This is a genomic window from Pseudomonas sp. MF08875 (assembly GCF_059862525.1).
Map to the genome: position 1 here is coordinate 107,031 of NZ_JCBCUW010000012.1, position 19,016 is coordinate 126,046.

General features: G+C 64.3%; 16 protein-coding genes. 10 read left to right on the forward strand and 6 right to left on the reverse strand.

Going from position 1 to position 19,016, the window contains the following annotated elements; genetic code table 11:
- Nucleotides 1–35 precede the first annotated feature (35 nt).
- From AC19YT_RS09425 to AC19YT_RS09435, 3 genes are all read right to left on the reverse strand, one after another.
- The gene (locus AC19YT_RS09425; protein WP_500610142.1) at nt 36–2,762 is read right to left on the reverse strand and encodes a hypothetical protein; all 2,727 of its coding nucleotides are present in this window, start codon (nt 2,760–2,762) and stop codon (nt 36–38) included.
- Between the two features lie 264 nt (nt 2,763–3,026).
- On the reverse strand, nt 3,027–3,818 hold the full coding sequence (locus AC19YT_RS09430) for a substrate-binding periplasmic protein (RefSeq protein WP_095107541.1): 792 nt from the start codon (nt 3,816–3,818) through the stop codon (nt 3,027–3,029).
- Between the two features lie 79 nt (nt 3,819–3,897).
- Nucleotides 3,898–4,533, reverse strand: coding sequence for a TetR/AcrR family transcriptional regulator (locus AC19YT_RS09435; protein ID WP_095107540.1), 636 nt, complete (start codon nt 4,531–4,533; stop codon nt 3,898–3,900).
- A gap of 181 nt (nt 4,534–4,714) precedes the next feature.
- On the opposite strand from AC19YT_RS09435, the gene AC19YT_RS09440 reads away from it, so the two are divergent.
- The 7 genes from AC19YT_RS09440 to ppnP all read left to right on the forward strand — a co-directional run bounded on the left by AC19YT_RS09440 (nt 4,715) and on the right by ppnP (nt 13,158).
- The gene (locus tag AC19YT_RS09440; RefSeq protein WP_500610143.1) at nt 4,715–6,517 is read left to right on the forward strand and encodes an acyclic terpene utilization AtuA family protein; all 1,803 of its coding nucleotides are present in this window, start codon (nt 4,715–4,717) and stop codon (nt 6,515–6,517) included.
- Entirely contained in the window at nt 6,518–8,134 is a 1,617-nt protein-coding gene (gene atuC, locus AC19YT_RS09445) for a geranyl-CoA carboxylase subunit beta (protein ID WP_500610144.1), read from the forward strand. It abuts the gene before it with no gap.
- A 33-nt stretch (nt 8,135–8,167) separates the two neighbouring features.
- On the forward strand, nt 8,168–9,325 hold the full coding sequence (gene atuD, locus AC19YT_RS09450) for a citronellyl-CoA dehydrogenase (protein WP_095107537.1): 1,158 nt from the start codon (nt 8,168–8,170) through the stop codon (nt 9,323–9,325).
- The gene (locus AC19YT_RS09455) at nt 9,322–10,125 is read left to right on the forward strand and encodes an enoyl-CoA hydratase-related protein (RefSeq protein ID WP_500610145.1); all 804 of its coding nucleotides are present in this window, start codon (nt 9,322–9,324) and stop codon (nt 10,123–10,125) included. The genes atuD and AC19YT_RS09455 overlap by 4 nt, the downstream gene beginning before the upstream one ends.
- A gap of 84 nt (nt 10,126–10,209) precedes the next feature.
- The gene (locus AC19YT_RS09460; protein WP_095107535.1) at nt 10,210–12,171 is read left to right on the forward strand and encodes an acetyl/propionyl/methylcrotonyl-CoA carboxylase subunit alpha; all 1,962 of its coding nucleotides are present in this window, start codon (nt 10,210–10,212) and stop codon (nt 12,169–12,171) included.
- 79 nt (nt 12,172–12,250) lie between these two features.
- Nucleotides 12,251–12,793 (forward strand): 3'-5' exonuclease, encoded by a 543-nt coding sequence (locus tag AC19YT_RS09465; protein ID WP_095107534.1) that lies wholly within the window; start codon nt 12,251–12,253, stop codon nt 12,791–12,793.
- An 80-nt stretch (nt 12,794–12,873) separates the two neighbouring features.
- A complete protein-coding gene (gene ppnP / locus AC19YT_RS09470) occupies nt 12,874–13,158 on the forward strand; it encodes a pyrimidine/purine nucleoside phosphorylase (RefSeq protein WP_095107533.1) in 285 nt (94 codons plus the stop codon).
- 58 nt (nt 13,159–13,216) lie between these two features.
- Here the strand turns inward: ppnP and AC19YT_RS09475 are convergent, their stop codons facing one another.
- Together AC19YT_RS09475 and AC19YT_RS09480 are read right to left on the reverse strand one after the other, a co-directional pair.
- Nucleotides 13,217–14,023: an MOSC domain-containing protein gene (locus AC19YT_RS09475; protein WP_500597536.1), complete on the reverse strand. Its 807-nt coding sequence runs from the start codon at nt 14,021–14,023 to the stop codon at nt 13,217–13,219.
- A 67-nt stretch (nt 14,024–14,090) separates the two neighbouring features.
- Nucleotides 14,091–15,026 carry a chemotaxis protein CheV gene (locus tag AC19YT_RS09480; RefSeq protein ID WP_095107531.1) on the reverse strand — a complete coding sequence of 312 codons (936 nt, stop codon included), beginning with the start codon at nt 15,024–15,026 and terminating at the stop codon, nt 14,091–14,093.
- A 552-nt stretch (nt 15,027–15,578) separates the two neighbouring features.
- Here AC19YT_RS09480 and AC19YT_RS09485 point away from each other — a divergent pair.
- From AC19YT_RS09485 to AC19YT_RS09495, 3 genes are all read left to right on the forward strand, one after another.
- The gene (locus tag AC19YT_RS09485; RefSeq protein ID WP_095107530.1) at nt 15,579–16,049 is read left to right on the forward strand and encodes a hypothetical protein; all 471 of its coding nucleotides are present in this window, start codon (nt 15,579–15,581) and stop codon (nt 16,047–16,049) included.
- A gap of 483 nt (nt 16,050–16,532) precedes the next feature.
- On the forward strand, nt 16,533–17,426 hold the full coding sequence (locus AC19YT_RS09490) for a sensor histidine kinase (RefSeq protein ID WP_500600338.1): 894 nt from the start codon (nt 16,533–16,535) through the stop codon (nt 17,424–17,426).
- A complete protein-coding gene (locus AC19YT_RS09495; RefSeq protein WP_095107528.1) occupies nt 17,423–18,073 on the forward strand; it encodes a response regulator in 651 nt (216 codons plus the stop codon). The genes AC19YT_RS09490 and AC19YT_RS09495 overlap by 4 nt, the downstream gene beginning before the upstream one ends.
- Here the strand turns inward: AC19YT_RS09495 and yegS are convergent.
- The gene (gene yegS / locus AC19YT_RS09500; protein WP_500600339.1) at nt 18,057–18,962 is read right to left on the reverse strand and encodes a lipid kinase YegS; all 906 of its coding nucleotides are present in this window, start codon (nt 18,960–18,962) and stop codon (nt 18,057–18,059) included. The two genes, AC19YT_RS09495 and yegS, sit on opposite strands and share 17 nt — an antisense overlap.
- Nucleotides 18,963–19,016: the final 54 nt, after the last annotated feature.

The following is a 19,016-nucleotide window of genomic DNA, read 5'->3' on the forward strand; positions in this document are numbered from 1 at the left end:
GGGCGGCACGCACGAGCCGCCCGGCCGCTTCCCGCTCAGATACGCCACATCGTGAAGAAGTCCAGGAACCCCCAGTCCACTGCAAACACCTCCATCCTGACGATAGGAACATCCGGGCTGTAGCACTCGACCCAGAAATGGTTCACCGCTCCGCCCTCAAGCGTACCCTTGAATTCAAGGGTTTTTATCGCCTGATTGCCCGCGCCGTAAAACGTGACCCAGCCACGCTCTTGCAACCAACTCCAAGCGAACCTGATCCGCTCGTATTCGTGTTTGAAGTCGATGTTCAGCTGTTGTGGAGGGTTGAGCCTTTCCCCCTTGTGCGCAATGACGATGGCGTTGATGTGGTGCATCCCTGGCGTGGCGTACGGATACTCCGAAATCCCCGCCAACCCGGCCATGCCAGGCGGCAGCGTGAGGGTCATAAACGCCGTATCAATACTCTGCCCAGCCGTAATGAACCTTGGGGGGTAGTTTTCAAAGTCCTCATGATCGATCGTCGGCACTCGTAACGTTCGTACCTGCAATGTGAGGGTCGGAAACACCACCGCCTCACTTTCATGGGTACTGCCATCGGCCGTGACTTTGCAGGTGAATGTCAACTCGCTGCCGTCCTTGAGTAAATCCAACTCCTCGCGCCGCAAAATATGCGCCAACCCGGCGCTCACTTCCTGCGCCGTCACCGCTTTACCCAAATACACATTCAGGGTGTAAGGGCTGCCATCCTTTTGGGTGCCGACACCGCGTAACCAAACTTTTTGCTCCGGCAGGATGAACCACCATTTCTGCACCGTGATATCAGCGTTACCGCTCAAGGTGCGCAAATCCAGGATGTTGTTGGTGGCCTGCGGCACCACGGGGGTGGGTAGCCGCACCGGCACGCTGATCTGCAGGTTCAACGGCGCGCAGGTGGCCACTTTGCAGGCGCTGGTCACGGTGTAGGTGATGGCCACTGTCTTGCCGCTGCCCTGGATCACCGCTTCGCGGGGGATGGCGAAGTCCACCTGCTTGGGGTGACTGCTGCCCGGCTTTGCCGCCAGCGGCAGGCACGTACCGTCGGCGCGCTGCCAGCACAGGCTGATCTGGTGATGGGTGCTCATTCGCGCATAGGCCACCCGCACCGTTACGCCGTCACGGCCGTTGTAGATCGTCAGTTGCGAGCCCACCGCCTCGCGCACGGTCGGTGGATCCAGCACCAGGTTTTCCTGCTCGATGCCCAGTGTCAGCACTGGGAATTTCTTCGCCGTCGCCCTATCGGATTGGCCATTGAAGTTCACCGCAAAATGCACCTGGAACTTACCGCAATCGGCGAATTTTTCCAGCTCACGGCGCGGCAGCGGCGTGTTCACGCCACTGGCCAGCCACTCAGCGGTCACCGGTTCGCCTTCCAGCACTGGGAAACTGTAGAGCGTGCCGTCCTCCAACACGCCCGTGACCCACAGCCAGCAAGGCTGGCCCAGCGCAATGTATGGCCAGGGGATAACCGTGCAATCGGCATCGCCGCTGAAGGTATTGAGGTCCAGGTGGCCTGCCGTCGCCTGTTCCACCACAGGGGTGGGCAAGCCGCTGATGTCCAGCACCTTGACCACCCTGGGCGGCGATTGCCAGGGGCCGGTGCCGTTGTACCTGACGTTGTAGGTCAGGTTAATCGGCAAGCCGAAATTGGCGCTGATGGCCGAAGGCGGCACGAAGAATTCCAGGCTGCTTTCGCCCTCTTTCACCGTGCGGCATTCAAGGGCCGGCGAACCCAGCCCCGGCGTGCCGCTGAAAGTGGGGCAGACCACATCCCCGGCATGCATGCCGTCATAGACGATCACTACATGGGCGCCCTTCACCGTGTTGACCGGGTTCACCAGCCAACCGTCGCTGCCGCAATCCACCGACTCCTTGAGGTGCGGTGGCGGTAAGTCCAGGGCCGGGGCCACCCGCAGTAAAGTGGTGGTGCGCAGGTGAAAATCCTGGGCATTGAGAGGCAGTGGGTTTTCGTGCACCGGATCGTCAGGCTCGGGCAATTTCGGCTCGGTGCCGTCCCAGATCACCCCCATGTGGGTGGTCAGGGCCGAATAGTCCTGACGGCGCGACATCCAACCCCGCGCCAGGCGGAACTCGAAGACATGCTCGGGATCGGTTTCCGCCGCCGTGACCAGGTGGTCGAACACCACCCAAATAAACTGATACGGCACCTGATGCTGGTCACCGGCCACAGTGACGAACAGCCGCTGCCCGGCCTGGATCATCGGCCAGGCCTTGATCCGGATGGTCTCGTCGCCCTGGAACTCGTACATGTTCAGCCACCAGGTGCTGAACTCCTCGCGCGAGTGCACGAACACCGGCAGCGAGCCACGCAGGTCGGCTTCGCGGATGTGCTGGATCTCCAATTCCAACACCAAAGACTCCTTGAGCACCCCGCCCACCGTGGCGGTATACCAGACCAACACCGTGTGGCCGATGCAGGTACTGACCTGTTGCCAGGGAATGGGAATCTGGATGCTGCCGCTGGTACTGCCTGGCTGCACGATGGGCTCGAACGCGGGCTCGTCCTGCCCCTTGATCGCCCAATACAGGGTGATGGGCGCGGTGGTCATGCCGGTAAAAGCAAGGGTGGCCGAGGTGCCCTCCAGGGCATCGATGGGGTACAGCACGCTGTTGTTGGTGGCATGCTCGATCTGCGGGTAGGGCAATTCGGCAGCGGCAGTACTCGGTGGCGATACGGACTTCGTAGCAGGCTGCGAAGTGGCTTTGGAGGGGGGCTTTTTGGCCATCACATGACTCCTGTCCAGGAAAGTAACCGGTGTAACCCACCGCCAATGCAGGGGGAACCTGGGTTATCTAACGCCTGGAAAGGAGCGCTTGCCTACTGTCAGATCTGACAGGTCAGCGCGAAAAAAAACGGTTTTCCGACCAGTGGCGGCATGCCGCTAGTGGCGAGAAAACCGCCTTCAATGTCTCGAACTGGACCATCAGGTCATTCAACCCATGGCAGGTTTTTACCGCCGCCGCGCAGCCGAGGCCGCTTGCTGCAAGGCCTAAGGCGCCATTGTGGTAATAGCAATGCGGTACGGCGCGAATATTTTCACCATCTCGCCGTTGCGGTGCAGTTGCGCCAGCAATTGCTTGAAGGTGGCGGCGCTGATGGGCGCGCGGGGGCGGATCAAGGCGTAGTGGTGATACAGCTGATCGATGCGTTCGGACACCAGGAAGCTGTCGGCGGTCTTGCCGTTGCGCAGCAGGTAGTCGCTCAGGTACGAGCGGGTCAGCAGCGCGATGTCCGCCCGGCCCCGCAGGACCATCAGCAGGTTGCTGTCGTGGGAGTAGGTGAGCGTGGCGGTGTAGTGCTCGGCGAGGTACTTGGGGTCGGCGTTGAAATCGGCGAAGGCGTAGTGATAGCCGCTGAACAGTGCCAGGCGCTTGCCTTGTAGATCGGTGAAGTAGTCTTGCTGGCGTTCCGGTTCGCGGCGGGCGACGAACACTTCGGCGTCTTCCAGGCCCATATCGACACTGGTGTGGGGAATGTCCTGCCAGCCCCAGTCGGGGTTCTCGAAAATGGCCAAATCCACCCGGCCCTGTTTGAAATCGCCAAAGCGCCGGGGAATGGAGGTGGGCACCAGGACGAATTGGTAGTCATCCTGCAAGCGGTTCAGGGCGTCCAGCATCTGCGGCAGCAGGCCGGTGTCGGCGCCGTTTTCCGGGCGCACCGTGTAGGGCGGGAAGTGAGCCGCGCCCACTCTGACCAACTGTGCACAGAACACCGGTGCCACCCAAAGCCCGGCCAGTAGCACCAGGCCGATCCGCAAAGCCGTGCGCGTTGGTGAAAACATCAAGACCACACACCTCTGGAAACACAATCGATACCACCAAGCTAGGCGGTTTCCAGCACTTAAACAACTTTGCTGCGGTTTATCGCGCTAAGGCCGGCGCCGATAGCACCAGGGTCAGCGCCTCGTCAGCCAATTGGTCCAGGCTCAGGCTGCCCTGGGGGCGAAACCAGGTGGTGGTCCAGGACAGCGCGCCCGTGAGGAAACGCCGGGTAATGAACACATCGCCCTTGATGAACCCCGCCTCTTTGGCCTCCCCCAGCACCTGCATCCAGATCTGCTCGTAGATGTCGCGCAGCGCCAGCACATCGGCCTGGGCCGGCGCCGACAACGAGCGCCATTCGTAGACCAGCACCGCCATGGCCTCGCCGCTGCCGCCCATGATCGATTGCAGTTCACAGCGGATCAGCGCCAGCACGCGCTCGCGCAGGGTGGTGGCCTCGGCCAGGGCCGCGCGCATCAGCGCGGTGTTGTAGAGGATGGTTTGCTCCATCACCGCCCGCAGAATTTCGTCCTTGCTCTTGAAGTGATGGAAGATGCTGCCCGACTGGATGCCCACCGCGCTGGCCAGGTCGCGCACCGTGGTGCGTTCATAGCCCTTGTTGCGGAACAGGTGCGCGGCGGTTTGCAACAGCTTGCCGCGGGCGCTGTCGGGGTCGGTCAGTTGCCCTTCGTCTACCATGCCGCGCATCACGCGCAAGGCTGTCTGCTCGTCCACGCCTGTCTCCTGCCTGTGCTTCGATCGTCTTGCCTGCGCGCCCCACAGGCGCGGTGTGGGCGGCAATTTAAGCCCACAGGGGCAACCAAGCAAGCGCTTGGCCCGCAGATGCATCGAGGATTTACAAACCAAGCGCTTGCTTGGTAGTCTCGCCAGCATTCTTTCGCAAAGGGCCTGGGTGATGAACAAGACCGTGCGCATCGGATGCGCCAGCGCATTCTGGGGAGACACCAGCACTGCCGCCGAACAATTGGTGGTGGGCGGCCAACTCGACTACCTGGTGTTCGACTACCTGGCCGAGATCACCCTGTCGCTGCTGGCCGGCGCCCGCCTCAAAGACCCCAACGCCGGCTACGCCACGGATTTTGTCGAAGTCCTCGCACCGCTGCTCCCACAGATCGGCGCGCAAAACATCCGCGTCATCAGCAACGCCGGCGGGATCAACCCGCACGCCTGCGCCGCCGCCCTGCAAGCGGCGTGCGAGCGGGCCGGGGTGGCGCTGAAAATCGCCGTGCTGCTGGGCGATGACCTGCAACCGCAGTTCCCGCACCTGGCGACCCTGGGCCTGCGGGAAATGTTCAACGACACCCCGCTGCCGCCGCTGTGCGTATCCACCAACGCCTACCTGGGCGCCCCCGGCATCGTCCGCGCACTGGAACTGGGCGCCGACATCGTCATCACCGGCCGAGTGGTGGACAGCGCGGTGGTCAGCGCCGCCCTGGTGCATGAATTCGCCTGGGCCTGGGACGACTACGACCGCCTCGCCCAGGGCGCGTTGGCCGGGCACATCATCGAATGCGGCGCGCAGTGCACCGGCGGCAATTTCACCGACTGGCGCGACGTACCCGACTACGAGCACATCGGCTTCCCCATCGTCGACGTCAGCGCCGACGGCACGTTCACGGTGAGCAAAGTCGCCGACACCGGTGGCCTGGTCAGCCCGCTGACGGTGGGCGAGCAATTGCTCTACGAAATCGGCGACCCACGCGCCTATCGCTTGCCGGATGTGATCTGCGATTTCACCGCCGTGCAACTGCGCCAGCACGGCCCCGACCGCGTCCAGGTACACGGCGCCAAAGGCCTGCCGCCCACCGTTCAATACAAGGTCAGTGCCACCTACCCGGACGGTTTTCGCTGCACCGCCAGTTGCGTGCTCGCCGGCATCGACGCCGTGGCCAAGGCCGAGCGCGTGAGCCAGGCGATCATCGCCAAGACCGCACACATGTTCAGCGAACGCGGCTGGGCGCCCTACAGCGAAGTCAACATTGAACTGTTGGGCAGCGAAGCCACCTACGGCCCTCACGGCCAGCGCCGCGACAGCCGCGAAGTGGTTATCAAACTGGCCGTGCGCCACCCGCTCAAAGCCGCACTGGTGCTGTTTTCCCGGGAGATCGCCCAGGCCGCCACCGGCATGGCGCCGGGGCTGACCGGGATCGTCGGCGGGCGCCCGAGCGTGTACCCGCTGATTCGCCTGTTCTCGTTTTTGATCGACAAAAGCGCCTGCACCCTGGCGGTGGAACTGGCCGGCGAGCGCCACCCCTGCGCGCTGCCGGAACTCGCCGCGCCGCAGTGGAGCACCTTGCCCGCCCCCGCCGAACCGCCCGCCGCCGAAGGCCTGGCCGATGCCAGCGTGGCGTTGGTGCACCTGGCCGTGGCGCGCTCGGGGGACAAGGGCAACCACAGCAACATCGGCGTGATGGCCCGCGAGCCGCGCTTTCTGCCCTGGATCGCCGAAGCCTTGAGCGCCCAAGTGGTGGTCGAGTGGATGGGCCACGTACTCGACCCGATCCACGGCCGCGTGCAGCGCTGGTATCTGCCCGCCAGCCACAGCCTCAACTTCGTCCTGGAAAACGCCCTGGGCGGCGGCGGTGTCGCCAGCCTGCGCATCGACCCCCAGGGCAAGGCGTTCGCCCAGCAATTGCTGGAAATTCAGATCCCGGTGCCGCGCCACATCGCCGACCACGTCCTGCCGAGGAACGCCTAAATGCCGGTGATCCACTCCCACCTCGACCCCGCCAGCACCGCCTACGCCCACAACCGCGCCGCCCTGCTCGACAGCCTCGGCCACTTGCAGGCCCTGCAACAGGCCCTGCTGGACAAGGCCGCCACGGCCAAAGCCAAATTCGACCAGCGCGGCCAACTGCTGCCCCGCGAGCGCTTGAACCTGCTGCTCGACCCCGGCGCGCCCTTTCTCGAACTGGCCAGCCTGGCCGGCTACAAGCTGCACGACGACAAGGACGGCACCCAGGCCGGCGGCGGCCTGATTGCCGGCATCGGCTACGTCAGTGGCGTGCGCGCCCTGGTGGTGGCCAACAACAGCGCGATCAAGGGCGGCACCATTTCCCCCAGCGGTTTGAAAAAGACCCTGCGCCTGCAACAGATCGCCCTGGAAAACCGCTTGCCAATCATCACCCTGGCCGAGAGCGGCGGCGCCAACCTCAACTACGCGGCGGAAATCTTCGTCGAAGGCGCGCGCAGTTTCGCCAATCAGGCGCGGATGTCGGCCATGGGCCTGCCGCAGATCACCCTCGTCCACGGTTCGGCCACGGCGGGCGGCGCCTATCAGCCGGGGCTGTCGGACTATGTGGTGGTGGTGCGCGACAAGGCCCGTTTGTTCCTCGCCGGCCCGCCGTTGCTCAAGGCCGCCACCGGCGAAGTGGCCAGCGAGGAGGAACTGGGTGGCGCGCAGATGCACGCGCAAGTGGCCGGCACCGCCGAATACCTAGCCGAGAACGACGCCGATGGCCTGCGCATCGTGCGCGAAATCGTCAGCCTGCTGGGCTGGAACGCACACCTGCCGCACCGCCCGGCCCAGGCCTATGACGAACCGCTGTACCCCAGCGAAGAACTGCTGGGGCTGATCCCCGCGGAGCCAAAACAGCCTTACGACGTACGCGAGATCGTCGCGCGCCTGGCCGATGGTTCGCGCTTTCTCGGCTTCAAAAACGAATACGACCCCCACACGGTCTGCGGCCATTTGCACATCCAGGGCCGCGCCTGTGGCCTGATCGGCAATAACGGCCCGATCACCGCCCAGGGCGCGGCCAAGGCGGCGCAGTTCATCCAGTTGTGCGACCAGAGCCAGACGCCGCTGCTGTTTTTGCACAACACCACCGGTTTTATGGTGGGCACCGAGTCCGAGCGCAACGGTGTTATCAAGCACGGCGCAAAAATGATCCAAGCCGTGGCCAATGCCCGCGTGCCAAAACTCACCCTGGTGGTCGGCGGCTCCTACGGCGCCGGCAACTACGCCATGTGCGGGCGCGGCCTGGACCCGCGCTTCATCTTCGCCTGGCCCAACAGCCGCACGGCGGTGATGGGCGGCGCCCAGGCCGGCAAGGTGCTGCGCATCGTCACCGAGGCCCGGCAACTCAAGGAAGGGCTGGAACCGGACGCGAAGATGCTGGACATGCTCGAACAGGCCACCGCGCAAAAACTCGACAGCCAATCCACCGCCCTCTACGCCAGCGCCAACCTGTGGGACGACGGCCTCATCGACCCGCGCGACAGCCGCACGCTATTGGGCTACTTGCTGGACATCTGCCACGAAGCCCAGGTGCGGCCCTTGCAGCCCAACACCTTCGGCGTGGCGCGGTTCTAATTCACGAGCACTGCATAGACAGGGAGTACCCGCATGATCTTCACCCCGGAACACGAAGCACTGCGCCGCACCGTCCGTGGCTTTGTCGAGCACCAGATCAACCCTTATGTCGATGAGTGGGAACGGGCCGGGCGCTTTCCCATCCATGAGATTTTCCGCAAGGCCGGCGACCTCGGTCTGCTGGGCATCTCCAAGCCCGAGCAGTTCGGTGGCATGGGCCTGGACTACAGCTATTCCATCGTCGCCGCCGAAGAGTTCGGCACCGTGCGCTGCGGTGGCGTTCCCATGTCCATCGGCGTACAGACCGACATGTGCACCCCGGCCCTGGCACGGTTTGGCAGCGATGCACTGCGCGAGCAGTTCCTGCGCCCGGCCATCAGCGGTGAACAGGTGGGCTGTATCGGCGTCTCTGAGGCGGGGGCCGGCTCCGACGTGGCCGGGCTCAAGACCAGCGCACGCAAGGACGGCGACGACTACGTCATCAACGGCAGCAAGATGTGGATCACCAACGCGCCCTGCGCCGACTTCATCTGCCTGCTGGCCAACACCTCGGACGGCAAGCCCCACGCCAACAAATCCCTGATCGTGGTGCCGATGGACAGCCCCGGCATCACTCTGGGCAGCGACCTGGACAAGCTCGGCATGCGCAGCTCGCAGACCGCCCAGGTGTTCTTCGACGACGTGCGCGTGCCCCAGCACTACCGCATCGGCCACGAAGGCGCGGGGTTCATGATGCAAATGCTGCAATTTCAGGAGGAACGCCTGTTCGGCGCCGCCAACATGATTAAGGGCCTGGAGCACTGCATCGACAGCACCATCGCCTACTGCCAGGAGCGGCGTACCTTCGGCAATGCGCTGATCGACAACCAGGTGATCCACTTTCGCCTGGCCGAACTGGCCAGCGAAATCGAGTGCCTGCGCGCACTTGTCTACCAGGCCACCGAGCAGTACGTCACAGGCCAGGACGTCACGCGCCTGGCATCCATGGCCAAGCTCAAGGCTGGGCGCCTGGGCCGGGAAGTCAGCGACAGTTGCCTGCAATACTGGGGCGGCATGGGCTTTATGTGGGACAACCCGGTGGCCCGCGCCTACCGCGACATGCGCCTGGTGTCTATTGGCGGCGGCGCCGACGAAATCATGCTGGGCATCATCTGCAAATTGATGGGCACCCTGCCGGGGAAAAAGCCATGAGCACTCTGCCCACCTGCACCACCCTGCTGCTCGACGCCCATGGCGGCGTGCTGCACGTCACCCTCAACCGCCCGCAAAGCCACAACGCCATGAGCCTGGCGATGGTCAGCGAACTGCGCGCCGTGTTCGCCGCCGTGCGCGAACAACCCCAGGTGCGCGCCCTGGTGCTCAGCGGCGCCGGCGGGCATTTTTGCGCCGGGGCCGACCTCACGGACATGGCCCAAGCCCACCACGCCGGGCCGGCCGCGTGCCAAGCGTTGAACCGCGCCTTCGGCACCCTGCTGCAAGAGGCCGAACAGCTGCCGCAAACCCTGATTAGCCTGCTGCAAGGCGTGGTGCTGGGCGGTGGCCTGGGGCTGGCCTGCGTCAGCGACATCACCATTGCCGCCGAGAACGCCACCTTCGGCCTGCCAGAAACCAGCCTCGGCCTGCTGCCGGCGCAGATCGCGCCGTTCGTGGTCAAGCGCATCGGCCTCAGCCACACCCGGCGCCTGGCCCTCACCGCCGCCCGCTTCGACGGCCACGAAGCCTTGCGCCTGGGCCTGGTGCACTTCACCGAAGCCGACCCGCAAGCCCTGGCCGAACGCCTCGACGAAGTGCTCGGCCAAGTGCTGCGCTGCGCCCCCGGCGCCAACGCGCGGACCAAAGCCCTGCTGCTGGCCAGCAGCGAACTAGCCTTGGGGCCGTTGCTGGACCAGGCCGCCGCCTGGTTCGCCGACGCCGCCACCGGCGCCGAAGGCCGCGAAGGCACCCAGGCCTTTATGCAAAAACGCCCGCCCAACTGGAGCCCGGCGCGCTAGCGACAGGCCTGCCAATAGAAGTGGATTGGATGGCAAGCGAAACACCGCCCCCCACACTTCGCGCCCACTCCCCAAGGAGCCGCCATGCCCCGTTTCAGCAAAATCCTGATCGCCAACCGTGGCGAAATCGCCTGCCGCATCCTGCGCACTGCCCATGCCCTGGGCTATCGCACGGTGGCCGTGTTCAGCGATGCCGACGCCCAGGCCCTGCATGTGCAACAGGCCGACGAGGCGGTGCACATCGGCCCGGCGCCGGTGCAGCAGTCGTACCTGAACATCGCCGCGATCCTCGACGCAGCACGGCGCACCGGGGCCGATGCGATCCACCCCGGCTACGGTTTTCTCTCGGAGAACGCCGAGTTCGCCCGGGCCTGCGAGGCCGCGGCCATCACCTTTATCGGCCCCAGCAGCGCGGCGATCGAGCTGATGGGCAGCAAGCGCCTGTCGAAACTGGCCATGCTCGAGGCCGGCGTACCCTGCATCGCCGGCTACCAGGGCGCGGCCCAGGACGACGCCACCCTGGCACGCGAAGCCGCGCGCATCGGCTACCCCTTGATGATTAAGGCCAGCGCCGGCGGCGGCGGGCGCGGCATGCGCCTGGTGCAGCACGCCAACGACCTGGTGGCGCAATTGCACACCGCCCGCTCCGAGGCGCTGAATGCCTTTGCCAGCGCCGAGTTGATCCTCGAGCAGGCGTTGCTCGAGCCGCGCCATGTGGAGGTACAACTGTTCGGCGACCACCACGGCCAATTGATTTACCTGGGCGAACGCGACTGCTCGATCCAGCGCCGCCACCAGAAAATCATCGAGGAAGCGCCCTGCCCGGTACTGACCGATACCTTGCGCCAGGCCATGGGCGAGGCGGCGCTCAAGGCCGGGCGCGCCGTCGACTATGTGGGTGCGGGCACGGTGGAGTTCTTGCTGGATAAGCAGGGGCGGTTCTACTTCCTGGAAATGAACACCCGGTTGCAGGTGGAGCACCCAGTGACCGAAATGACCACTGGCCTGGACCTGGTGGCCTGGCAGTTGCAGGTGGCCGCCGGGTGGCCGCTGCCGTTGCGCCAGGAACAAGTGGCGTGCCACGGCCACGCCATGGAGGTGCGCCTGTACGCCGAGGACCCGGCCCAGGGCTTTATGCCGCAAACCGGGCGCGTGCTGCGCTGGGAACCGGCCCTGCAACCGGGGGTGCGCCTGGACCATGGCGTGGTGGAGGGCCAAGTCATCAGTCCGTTCTACGACCCGATGCTGGGCAAGCTCATCGCCCACGGTGCCACCCGCGAAGAGGCGCGGCGCAAACTCCTGCGCGCCGTGCAGGATTGCGTACTGCTGGGGCTGGCGAGTAACCAGCGGCTGCTCGCCGAGTTGCTCGCTCACCCGGATTTCGCCAGCGGCCAGTTCAGCACCGGGTTCATCGCCCAGCAGTTTGCCGATGCCCCCAGCCTGCATCCGCAACCGCCCCAGGCCTATGTGTTGGCCATCGCCGCCGCGCTGTTCTACCAGCGCTCGGCCAGCGCCCACGCCACGGGCCTGCAAGGTTGGCGCAACCACCAGGGCACGGCGCTGACCTACCGCATCGGCCAGGGCGAGCAGCAATGGCCCGTTGAACTCAGTGCACGGGGCGATCAAACCCTGTGCATCGGCGTCGGCGAACAACTGATCGACCTCAAGCTGCTGCACGACGATGGCCGCTGGCTGCTGCTGGAACGGGACGGCGTGCGCCGCCGCCACGCCTATCACCTGGCGGGCGATGAACTGTGGCTGCTCACCGGCCAGGGCGCCGTGCACCTGCATGACTACACCCACGCGCCGGTGGCGGCCCAGGCCGGGGTGGCCAGCGGTGTGCTGGGGGCGCCCATGGATGGCGCGATTGTGCAGGTGCTGGTGGAGGTCGGCAGCCGCGTGCACGCGGGGCAACCGCTGCTGGTGCTGGAGGCGATGAAAATGGAGCACCCGCTCAAGGCTGGGATCGACGGCGTGGTCACCCGCGTGCAGGTGAGCCCGGGCGATCAGGTGAAGAACCGTCAGGTGTTATTGGAGGTCGAATAGTCCTACGGGATGCTGGGCTTATCCTTACGCTTTGGCTACGCTCAAGCCCCATCAGGACGCGGATACCAGGAACCCTGCAATGCCTCATTGGCTGGTAATTGACCTTGAAGCCACCACCGACGACGGCGGCTGGCCGGTCACCGAGATGGAAATCATTGAAATCGGCGCCACCCTGGTTACCCGCCAGGGCCGCGAGGTGGATCACTTCCAGCGCTTCGTGCGGCCCCTGCGCCGCCCGCTGCTGACACCGTTCTGCCGCGAGCTGACCCACATCACCCAGGCCCAGATCGACGCTGCCAGCCCGTTGGCCGAGGTGTGGCCGCTGTTCGAACGTTGGCTCGGCCAGCACGCGAGCCGCCTCGAAGGCTGGGCCAGTTGGGGCGACTACGACCGCCGCCAACTGGAACAGGAATGGCGCGACCAGCCGTTACACAGCCTGCTGCGCCAGGTGCCGCACATCAACCTCAAGCAGCGCTTCGCCAAGGCCCGGCGCCTGGAGCGGCCACTGGGGCTCAACGGCGCGCTGCAATTGGCCGGGATGCAATTCAACGGGCAGCAACACCGCGCCCTGGAAGATGCGCGCAATACCGCACGCTTGCTGCCGCTGATTCTGCCGGCCTGAGCCCCGCAGGCGGCAGGTGACGGCTCAGGGGGGCTTGTGCATACTGGCCGGCCTTTTCAGCCCATTTCGAGGAATCGCCCATGTTTAAAGTCAACGAATACTTCGACGGCACGGTCAAATCGATAGCTTTCGGCACCGCCGAAGGCCCGGCGACCATCGGCGTCATGGCCCCGGGCGAGTACGAATTCGGCACCGCCCAGCGCGAAATCATGCACGTGGTCAGCGGCGCGCTGACCGTCAAGCTGCCCGAGAGCAGCGATTGGGAAACCTTCCCCGCCGGCAGCCAGTTCAACATCCCGGCCAACAGCAAGTTCCAGCTCAAAGTGGCGGTCGACTCGGCTTACCTGTGCGAGTACCGGGGCTGATTGCAGCCCCCGAATGTGTCGTCCCTCCCGTGGGAGTGAGCGTGCCCACTCCCACCCCTTACTCCAGCACAGTCACCGGCATGCCCACTTCCAGCACGCCGTTGCCGTCGTTGACCAGGTTCTGGCCGAACATTGCGCCGCCCTCCTGAGCCCGGTATTTCTGCAACGTGGCCAGGGGTTCGCGGCTGGCATCACGCTCGCCGGTCTGCGGGTCGATGGTAGTCAGGATGCAGCGTGAGCACGGCTTGACCACGCGAAACTCGACGTCGCCGATGCGGATGCGTTTCCAGCCATCCTCAGCAAAGGCGCCGCTGCCTTCGATCACCAGGTTGGGACGAAAGCGCAGCATCTCCAGGGAGCGGCCAACGCGGCCGGACAAGTCTTCCAATGACGCCTGGCCGATCAGCAGCAGCGGATAGCCATCGGCAAACCCCACCTTGTCATCGTCGCGGCCATAGCCGGCTTCGGTGGTGCGCGCCCGCGCCACGGGCACCTGCACCAGGCGCGTGGGCTTGCCAATGAACTCGCTGACCCACGCCGCCGCTTCGTCACCGGCGTCCGGCACGCGCAGGCTGTCGCGCCAAATGGTCACGCCGCGCAGGGCTTCATCGGCGCCGGGCAAGGGTACGTCCAGGGAGGCACGGCCGACGGCGCTCAGGGTCAGGCCGCCGGTTGCATTCCACAGGGCCGTGAGCTGGCTCATGCCGGGTTCGGCGCGTTGGGTGAGAAAGCGGCCGCTGGCTTCGTCCACCAGCATCCAGCGCCGGTCCCCGTCCAGGCCCAGTTTGTCCAGGCTGATCTGCTGCAAAGGCTCGGCCTTGGCGGATTTGAGCGGGTAACGATACAGCGCGCTGAGGTAGAGCATGATCCGGCTCCCGATAGGGTCAAAACGCCACCCTATACGAGGTGGCGGGCCGAATCAAAGGCCGGGATCAGGCCGGCGCTTCATCCAGGACCAGGCGCTGGCGCACCACGTCCACCAATTTGTCGGGCTGGAACTTGGAGAGAAAGTTGTCGCAGCCGACCTTCTTGACCATCGAGTCGTTGAAACTGCCGGACAGCGAGGTGTGCAGCACCACATAGAGGCCGCGCAGGCGCGGGTCGTTGCGGATCTCGGTGGTCAGGCGGTAGCCGTCCATTTCTGGCATTTCGGCGTCGGTGAAGATCATCAGCAGTTTGTCGGTCATCACCACGCCGCTGTCGGCCCAGGCCTTGAGCATGTTCAACGCCTTGAGGCCGTCACTGGCCACGTGCATCTTCACCCCCAGTTGCGACAACGTGTCGCGCAACTGCGACAGCGCCACCTTGGAGTCATCCACCAGCAGCACTTCGCGGCCAATGGCCCGCGCCAGCAGCGGGTCGTCGAGCTTGTCGCGCGAGACCTTGGCGTTGTACGGCACGATTTCGGCCAGTACTTTTTCGACGTCGATGATTTCCACCAACTGCTCGTCCACCTTGCTGATGGCGGTCAGGTAGTGCTGGCGGCCGGCACTGGTGGGCGGCGGCAGGATGGCTTCCCAGTTCATGTTGACGATGCGGTCCACGCCGCCCACCAAAAATGCCTGCACCGAACGGTTGTACTCAGTGACGATGATGGTGCTGTCGGGCCCCGGCACCAGGGGGCGCATGCCGATGGCCTGGGACAGGTCGATCACCGGCAGGGTCTGGCCGCGCAGGTTGACTACGCCACACACGAACGGGTGGCGCTGGGGCATCAGGGTCAGTTTGGGCAGTTGCAGCACTTCCTGGACCTTGAACACGTTGATCGCGAACAACTGTCGCCCGGCCAGGCGGAACATGAGGATTTCCAGGCGATTCTCACCCACCAGTTGAGTGCGTTGGTCTACCGTGTCGAGAATGCCGGCCATTAATGACTCCTGGGCTTGTTCTGATGAATTCACTAAACAGAGTTATCGGCGGCTACCGCCGGACCTTGACCCTGCCGACAAAATGCCACGATCGAGCATTGATGTCACATTAACATCATGCTTTACTGATATCAGTCATATTACTTTGCCATCACTGCTGCCAGACCCACCTCCCGGCAGAAAGTTCCTGTGCCTAAGGGATTCCCCTATGGGCACTCAGGCACGGCCTGATATTCGCCCTTTCCAATAGCCATTAATGTGACGCCATTCTCATTGCATGAATGGAGTCAGGCTTTTGTTCGTGATACCCGAACCTTGGACAAACGCCGCTCGTCGCCCAGTCTTTCCTGGCGTTCATGCCTGGCCAGCGCAAGACCCAAGCCCCTACCATGCTGCAACCCCACAAGAAAGTGAAATAGCGCACACAATTGTTTCAGTGCGTAAACTTTCGGAAGTGGACTACATACAAGATTCCGAGCGCCCAACTAAATTGCGATCGTTCGCCACACGCGACATTCCCCTCTCACATTCAATAATGTTGTGGAGAAAAGCATGTTGAACGACGCGAAGGAATGGCAGCGGCGCTTCCCCGAGTTTCTCCTCGAAGCCGAAACGCTCCTGGCCAAGTCAGAAGACTGCCTCAGTCACCTGCAATTGATACTCAATGACCGGGACGCCATCGAGTGCCTGCAGGCCACCTTGCTCAAACTGGCCGGCGCCGCCGACGCCTTGGCGCTGTCGGTCATCGCGCCGTTTTGCCGGCAGATCCACGCCTTGCTCAGCCGTGACCCGCGGCATCAGGAACTGGCCGAGCCAGCCCTGCTAGCCCTGCACGATTGCCTGACCCTGCTGGCCTGGCAACTGGAGTTGATCGATGCGCGCACCGGCAAACTGGCCCTGGACGACAACGAGCAAACCGCCCTGCTCGACGTGCTCGCCCGCCACCTGGGCCTGGCGCCACCACCGCCGGCCTACCAGGCCAAGCCCCTGGCCGTGGCGACCTTCGCCCAAGGCCCGGCGTGACGCGCCTGAACCAGTTTCTTTGCAGTGTGTGCTGCCACGCACTTAGTGGGTGCCCGGCAAGGCGAGTTAATGCATTTAAACTTGCCTCTTAAAACAGCCCCTTAGAGGGTTGGAACTTGCAATACCGGTAAAAAACTTCGCCCGCCAAACAACAAAACCCGCGCAACTTTCACGGCTTTTTTACCCTATTGGGGAAACCTGTCAGAACGTGGAACTTTCGTACCAACTTCAGTTGTTGACTGATGTCCCAAATCAATAGACCGAGCGCGACCAACGGTATGCAAGGTGATAGTATGCCGACCATTATTACGCCACTAATGGCTTATTGATTCCAACCCGGACGCGGATTTAGTCTCGGTGTAAAACTCGCTTCAAACACACGGATCCCGCCAGTTTGAAAACGACTTTGCATGGTCCGGACCTGGCGCTGTCAGCCGACCAGACCGGTCCTTCCGCAGCGAACATTCACTGGCGCCTTTGGCTATGTACGCTAGCTTGAAACCACTCTTGACCTGGCCCCCCTCGCAAAAGCAGGCCCTACGGCTGACCTTCGTGCTATGCGCCCTTTCGGCCCTGGGCAACCTGCTGGCCTTCGCCAGTTCCCACGGCATGCCGCTGGCGCTGCTGATCCTTGACCTCGCCGCCCTGGCCAGCCTGGGCGTGCACCACTTCTATTCGCGTAAATCGATCAAGTTCGAGCCTCAGGAGTTGGCCGAGCGCCTGCTGCAAGTGCAGGAAAACGAGCGCCACCGCCTCAGCCGCGAGTTACACGACGACATCGGCCAGCTTCTCACCGCCGCCAAGCTGCAAAGCGATTGGCTCAAGCGCCGTTTGCCCGAAGAGCTGCAAGGGCAATGCGCGACGCTGTGCGAAACCCTGGAAGAAACCCTGGCAAAGGTGCGCGACGTTTCGGCCATCCTCAACCCACGGCAGTTGGCCAGCCTGGGCCTGGAAGCGAGCCTGCGCGCGCACCTGCTCAAGACCCTGGCCAACACCTCGCTGCACTGGAGCCTGGAATGCCAGCAGCGCTTGACCGGGATCCCCGAAGAAATGACCGTGGCCGCGTTTCGTGTCACCCAGGAAGCTGTCACCAATATCCTGCGCCACGCCCAGGCGCAGAACCTGGTGATCCAGTTGCAGCGCCAGCCCCAGGGCTTGCGGCTGTCGATCTGTGACGACGGCCAGGGCTTTTCCCCGCAGCAATACCCAGGGCCGGCGGGGCAGTCGGGAATGGCGGGGATGGCCGAGCGCATCGATCAGTTGGGCGGCACCTTGCACGTCACGAGCGAACCGGGCCAAGGCACGCGCATCGAAGCGCTGTTTCCCTGGGCGCCACGGGCACGGGAGCGCGCCAGCGCCCCTAAGGCGATCCATTGACCTGCAATTTGCTGCTGGTGGACGACCACTCGCTGATCCGCGCCGGCGTGCGCGCCCTGGTGCTGGATATTCCCGGGTATGCCGTGGTGGGCGAAGCCAATGACGGCGCGCAACTGCTGGAGCTGGTCGAGGCCCTGGCCCCGGACATCGTCCTGCTGGACCTGTCGATGAAGCACACCGGGGGCCTGGAGGCCCTGCGCCGCCTCAAGGCCAGGCGCCCGCAGAGCAAGGTGTTGATCCTGTCGATGCACACCGACCCGGACCTCATCATGCAAACCCTGGAGTCCGGCGCACACGGCTATCTGCTCAAGGACACCACCGCCACCGAACTCGAGCAGGCCTTGGCGGCCCTGCGCAACAACGAGCGCTACCTGAGCCCGGCCATCGCCCACACGGTTATCAACCAGGCCTTGCACCTGGCCCGCAACACACCACCGCCACGGCACAGCCTGACGGCGCGGCAGTTGGAAATCCTGCGTTTGATCGTGCGCGGCAAGTCCACCCGGGAAATCGCCAACGGCCTGAACCTGAGCATCAAGACCGTGGAAGCCCACCGCTCGCAAATCATGAAGCGCTTGCAGATTTTCGACGTCGCCGGCCTAGTGCTGTTTGCCGTACGCGAGCAGATCATCAGCCTCGACGACTAGCCCCCAGCACCGGCGAATCCGCCGGCAAATGCACGCGCAAAGCCCCCGGCCGCGCTTCGAAGCGCAAGTGGTCGCCCTCCAGCGGTTCGCCATCAAGGTTGATGTACAGGCCTTCGGCCACGGTGATCTCGACCCAGGGCAGGCGCGCGCGCACGAACATGTTGTCGATGCCCAACCCCCCGCTGAGCAGGTCGCGCAAGGTGCTCACCACTTCCTGGGGCGCGGGCAGGATACTGATATCCAACAGGCCATCATCGGCCAGGGCGTGGGGGCACAGCACCTGCCCGCCACCGGCCTGGCGGCCGTTGCCGATGCCCAGGGCCAGCAGGTCGCCCTTCCAGTGGAAATCCGGCCCGTGCAGTTCGCCATGGGCGGCGTGTAGCTCGCTGAAGCGCGTCAACCCGGTGAACAGGTACGCCGCACCGCCGAGGACTTTTTTCAGGTCTTCGGAGGTGTTGGCGGTGACCTGGCTGCCGAAACCGCCGGTGGCCATGTTGAGGAACACCTGCTCGCCCACGACCCCCAGGTCAATGGCCTGGGCCGGCACGTCGAGCAGGTTCAGGGCCGGCAACGGCTCCAGCGGAACCCCGGCCGCCCGCGCAAAATCATTGGCGGTGCCCAGGGGCAGCAGCACCAGGCTCACCGGCTCGGCGCTGTGGGCGATGGCCTCGGCAATGTCGCGCAAGGTGCCATCACCGCCACCGGCGATCAGTTGCCGGTAACCGGCGCCGATCGCTTCCTGCACCAGGCGCTGGGCATCGCCGGCCTCCCAGGTCAGGCGCACCGCCAGGTCCCAGCCCTCGTCGCGCTTGGCCTGGACGGCGGCACGCACGTCCTCGTTCAGCGCCTGCTTGCCGTGCAAAATCAACAACGCCTTGCGCTCAGCCATGACTCGTCACTCCCGTCATTGAGAAACCTCAGAGGATGTTGACCTATGACAGTG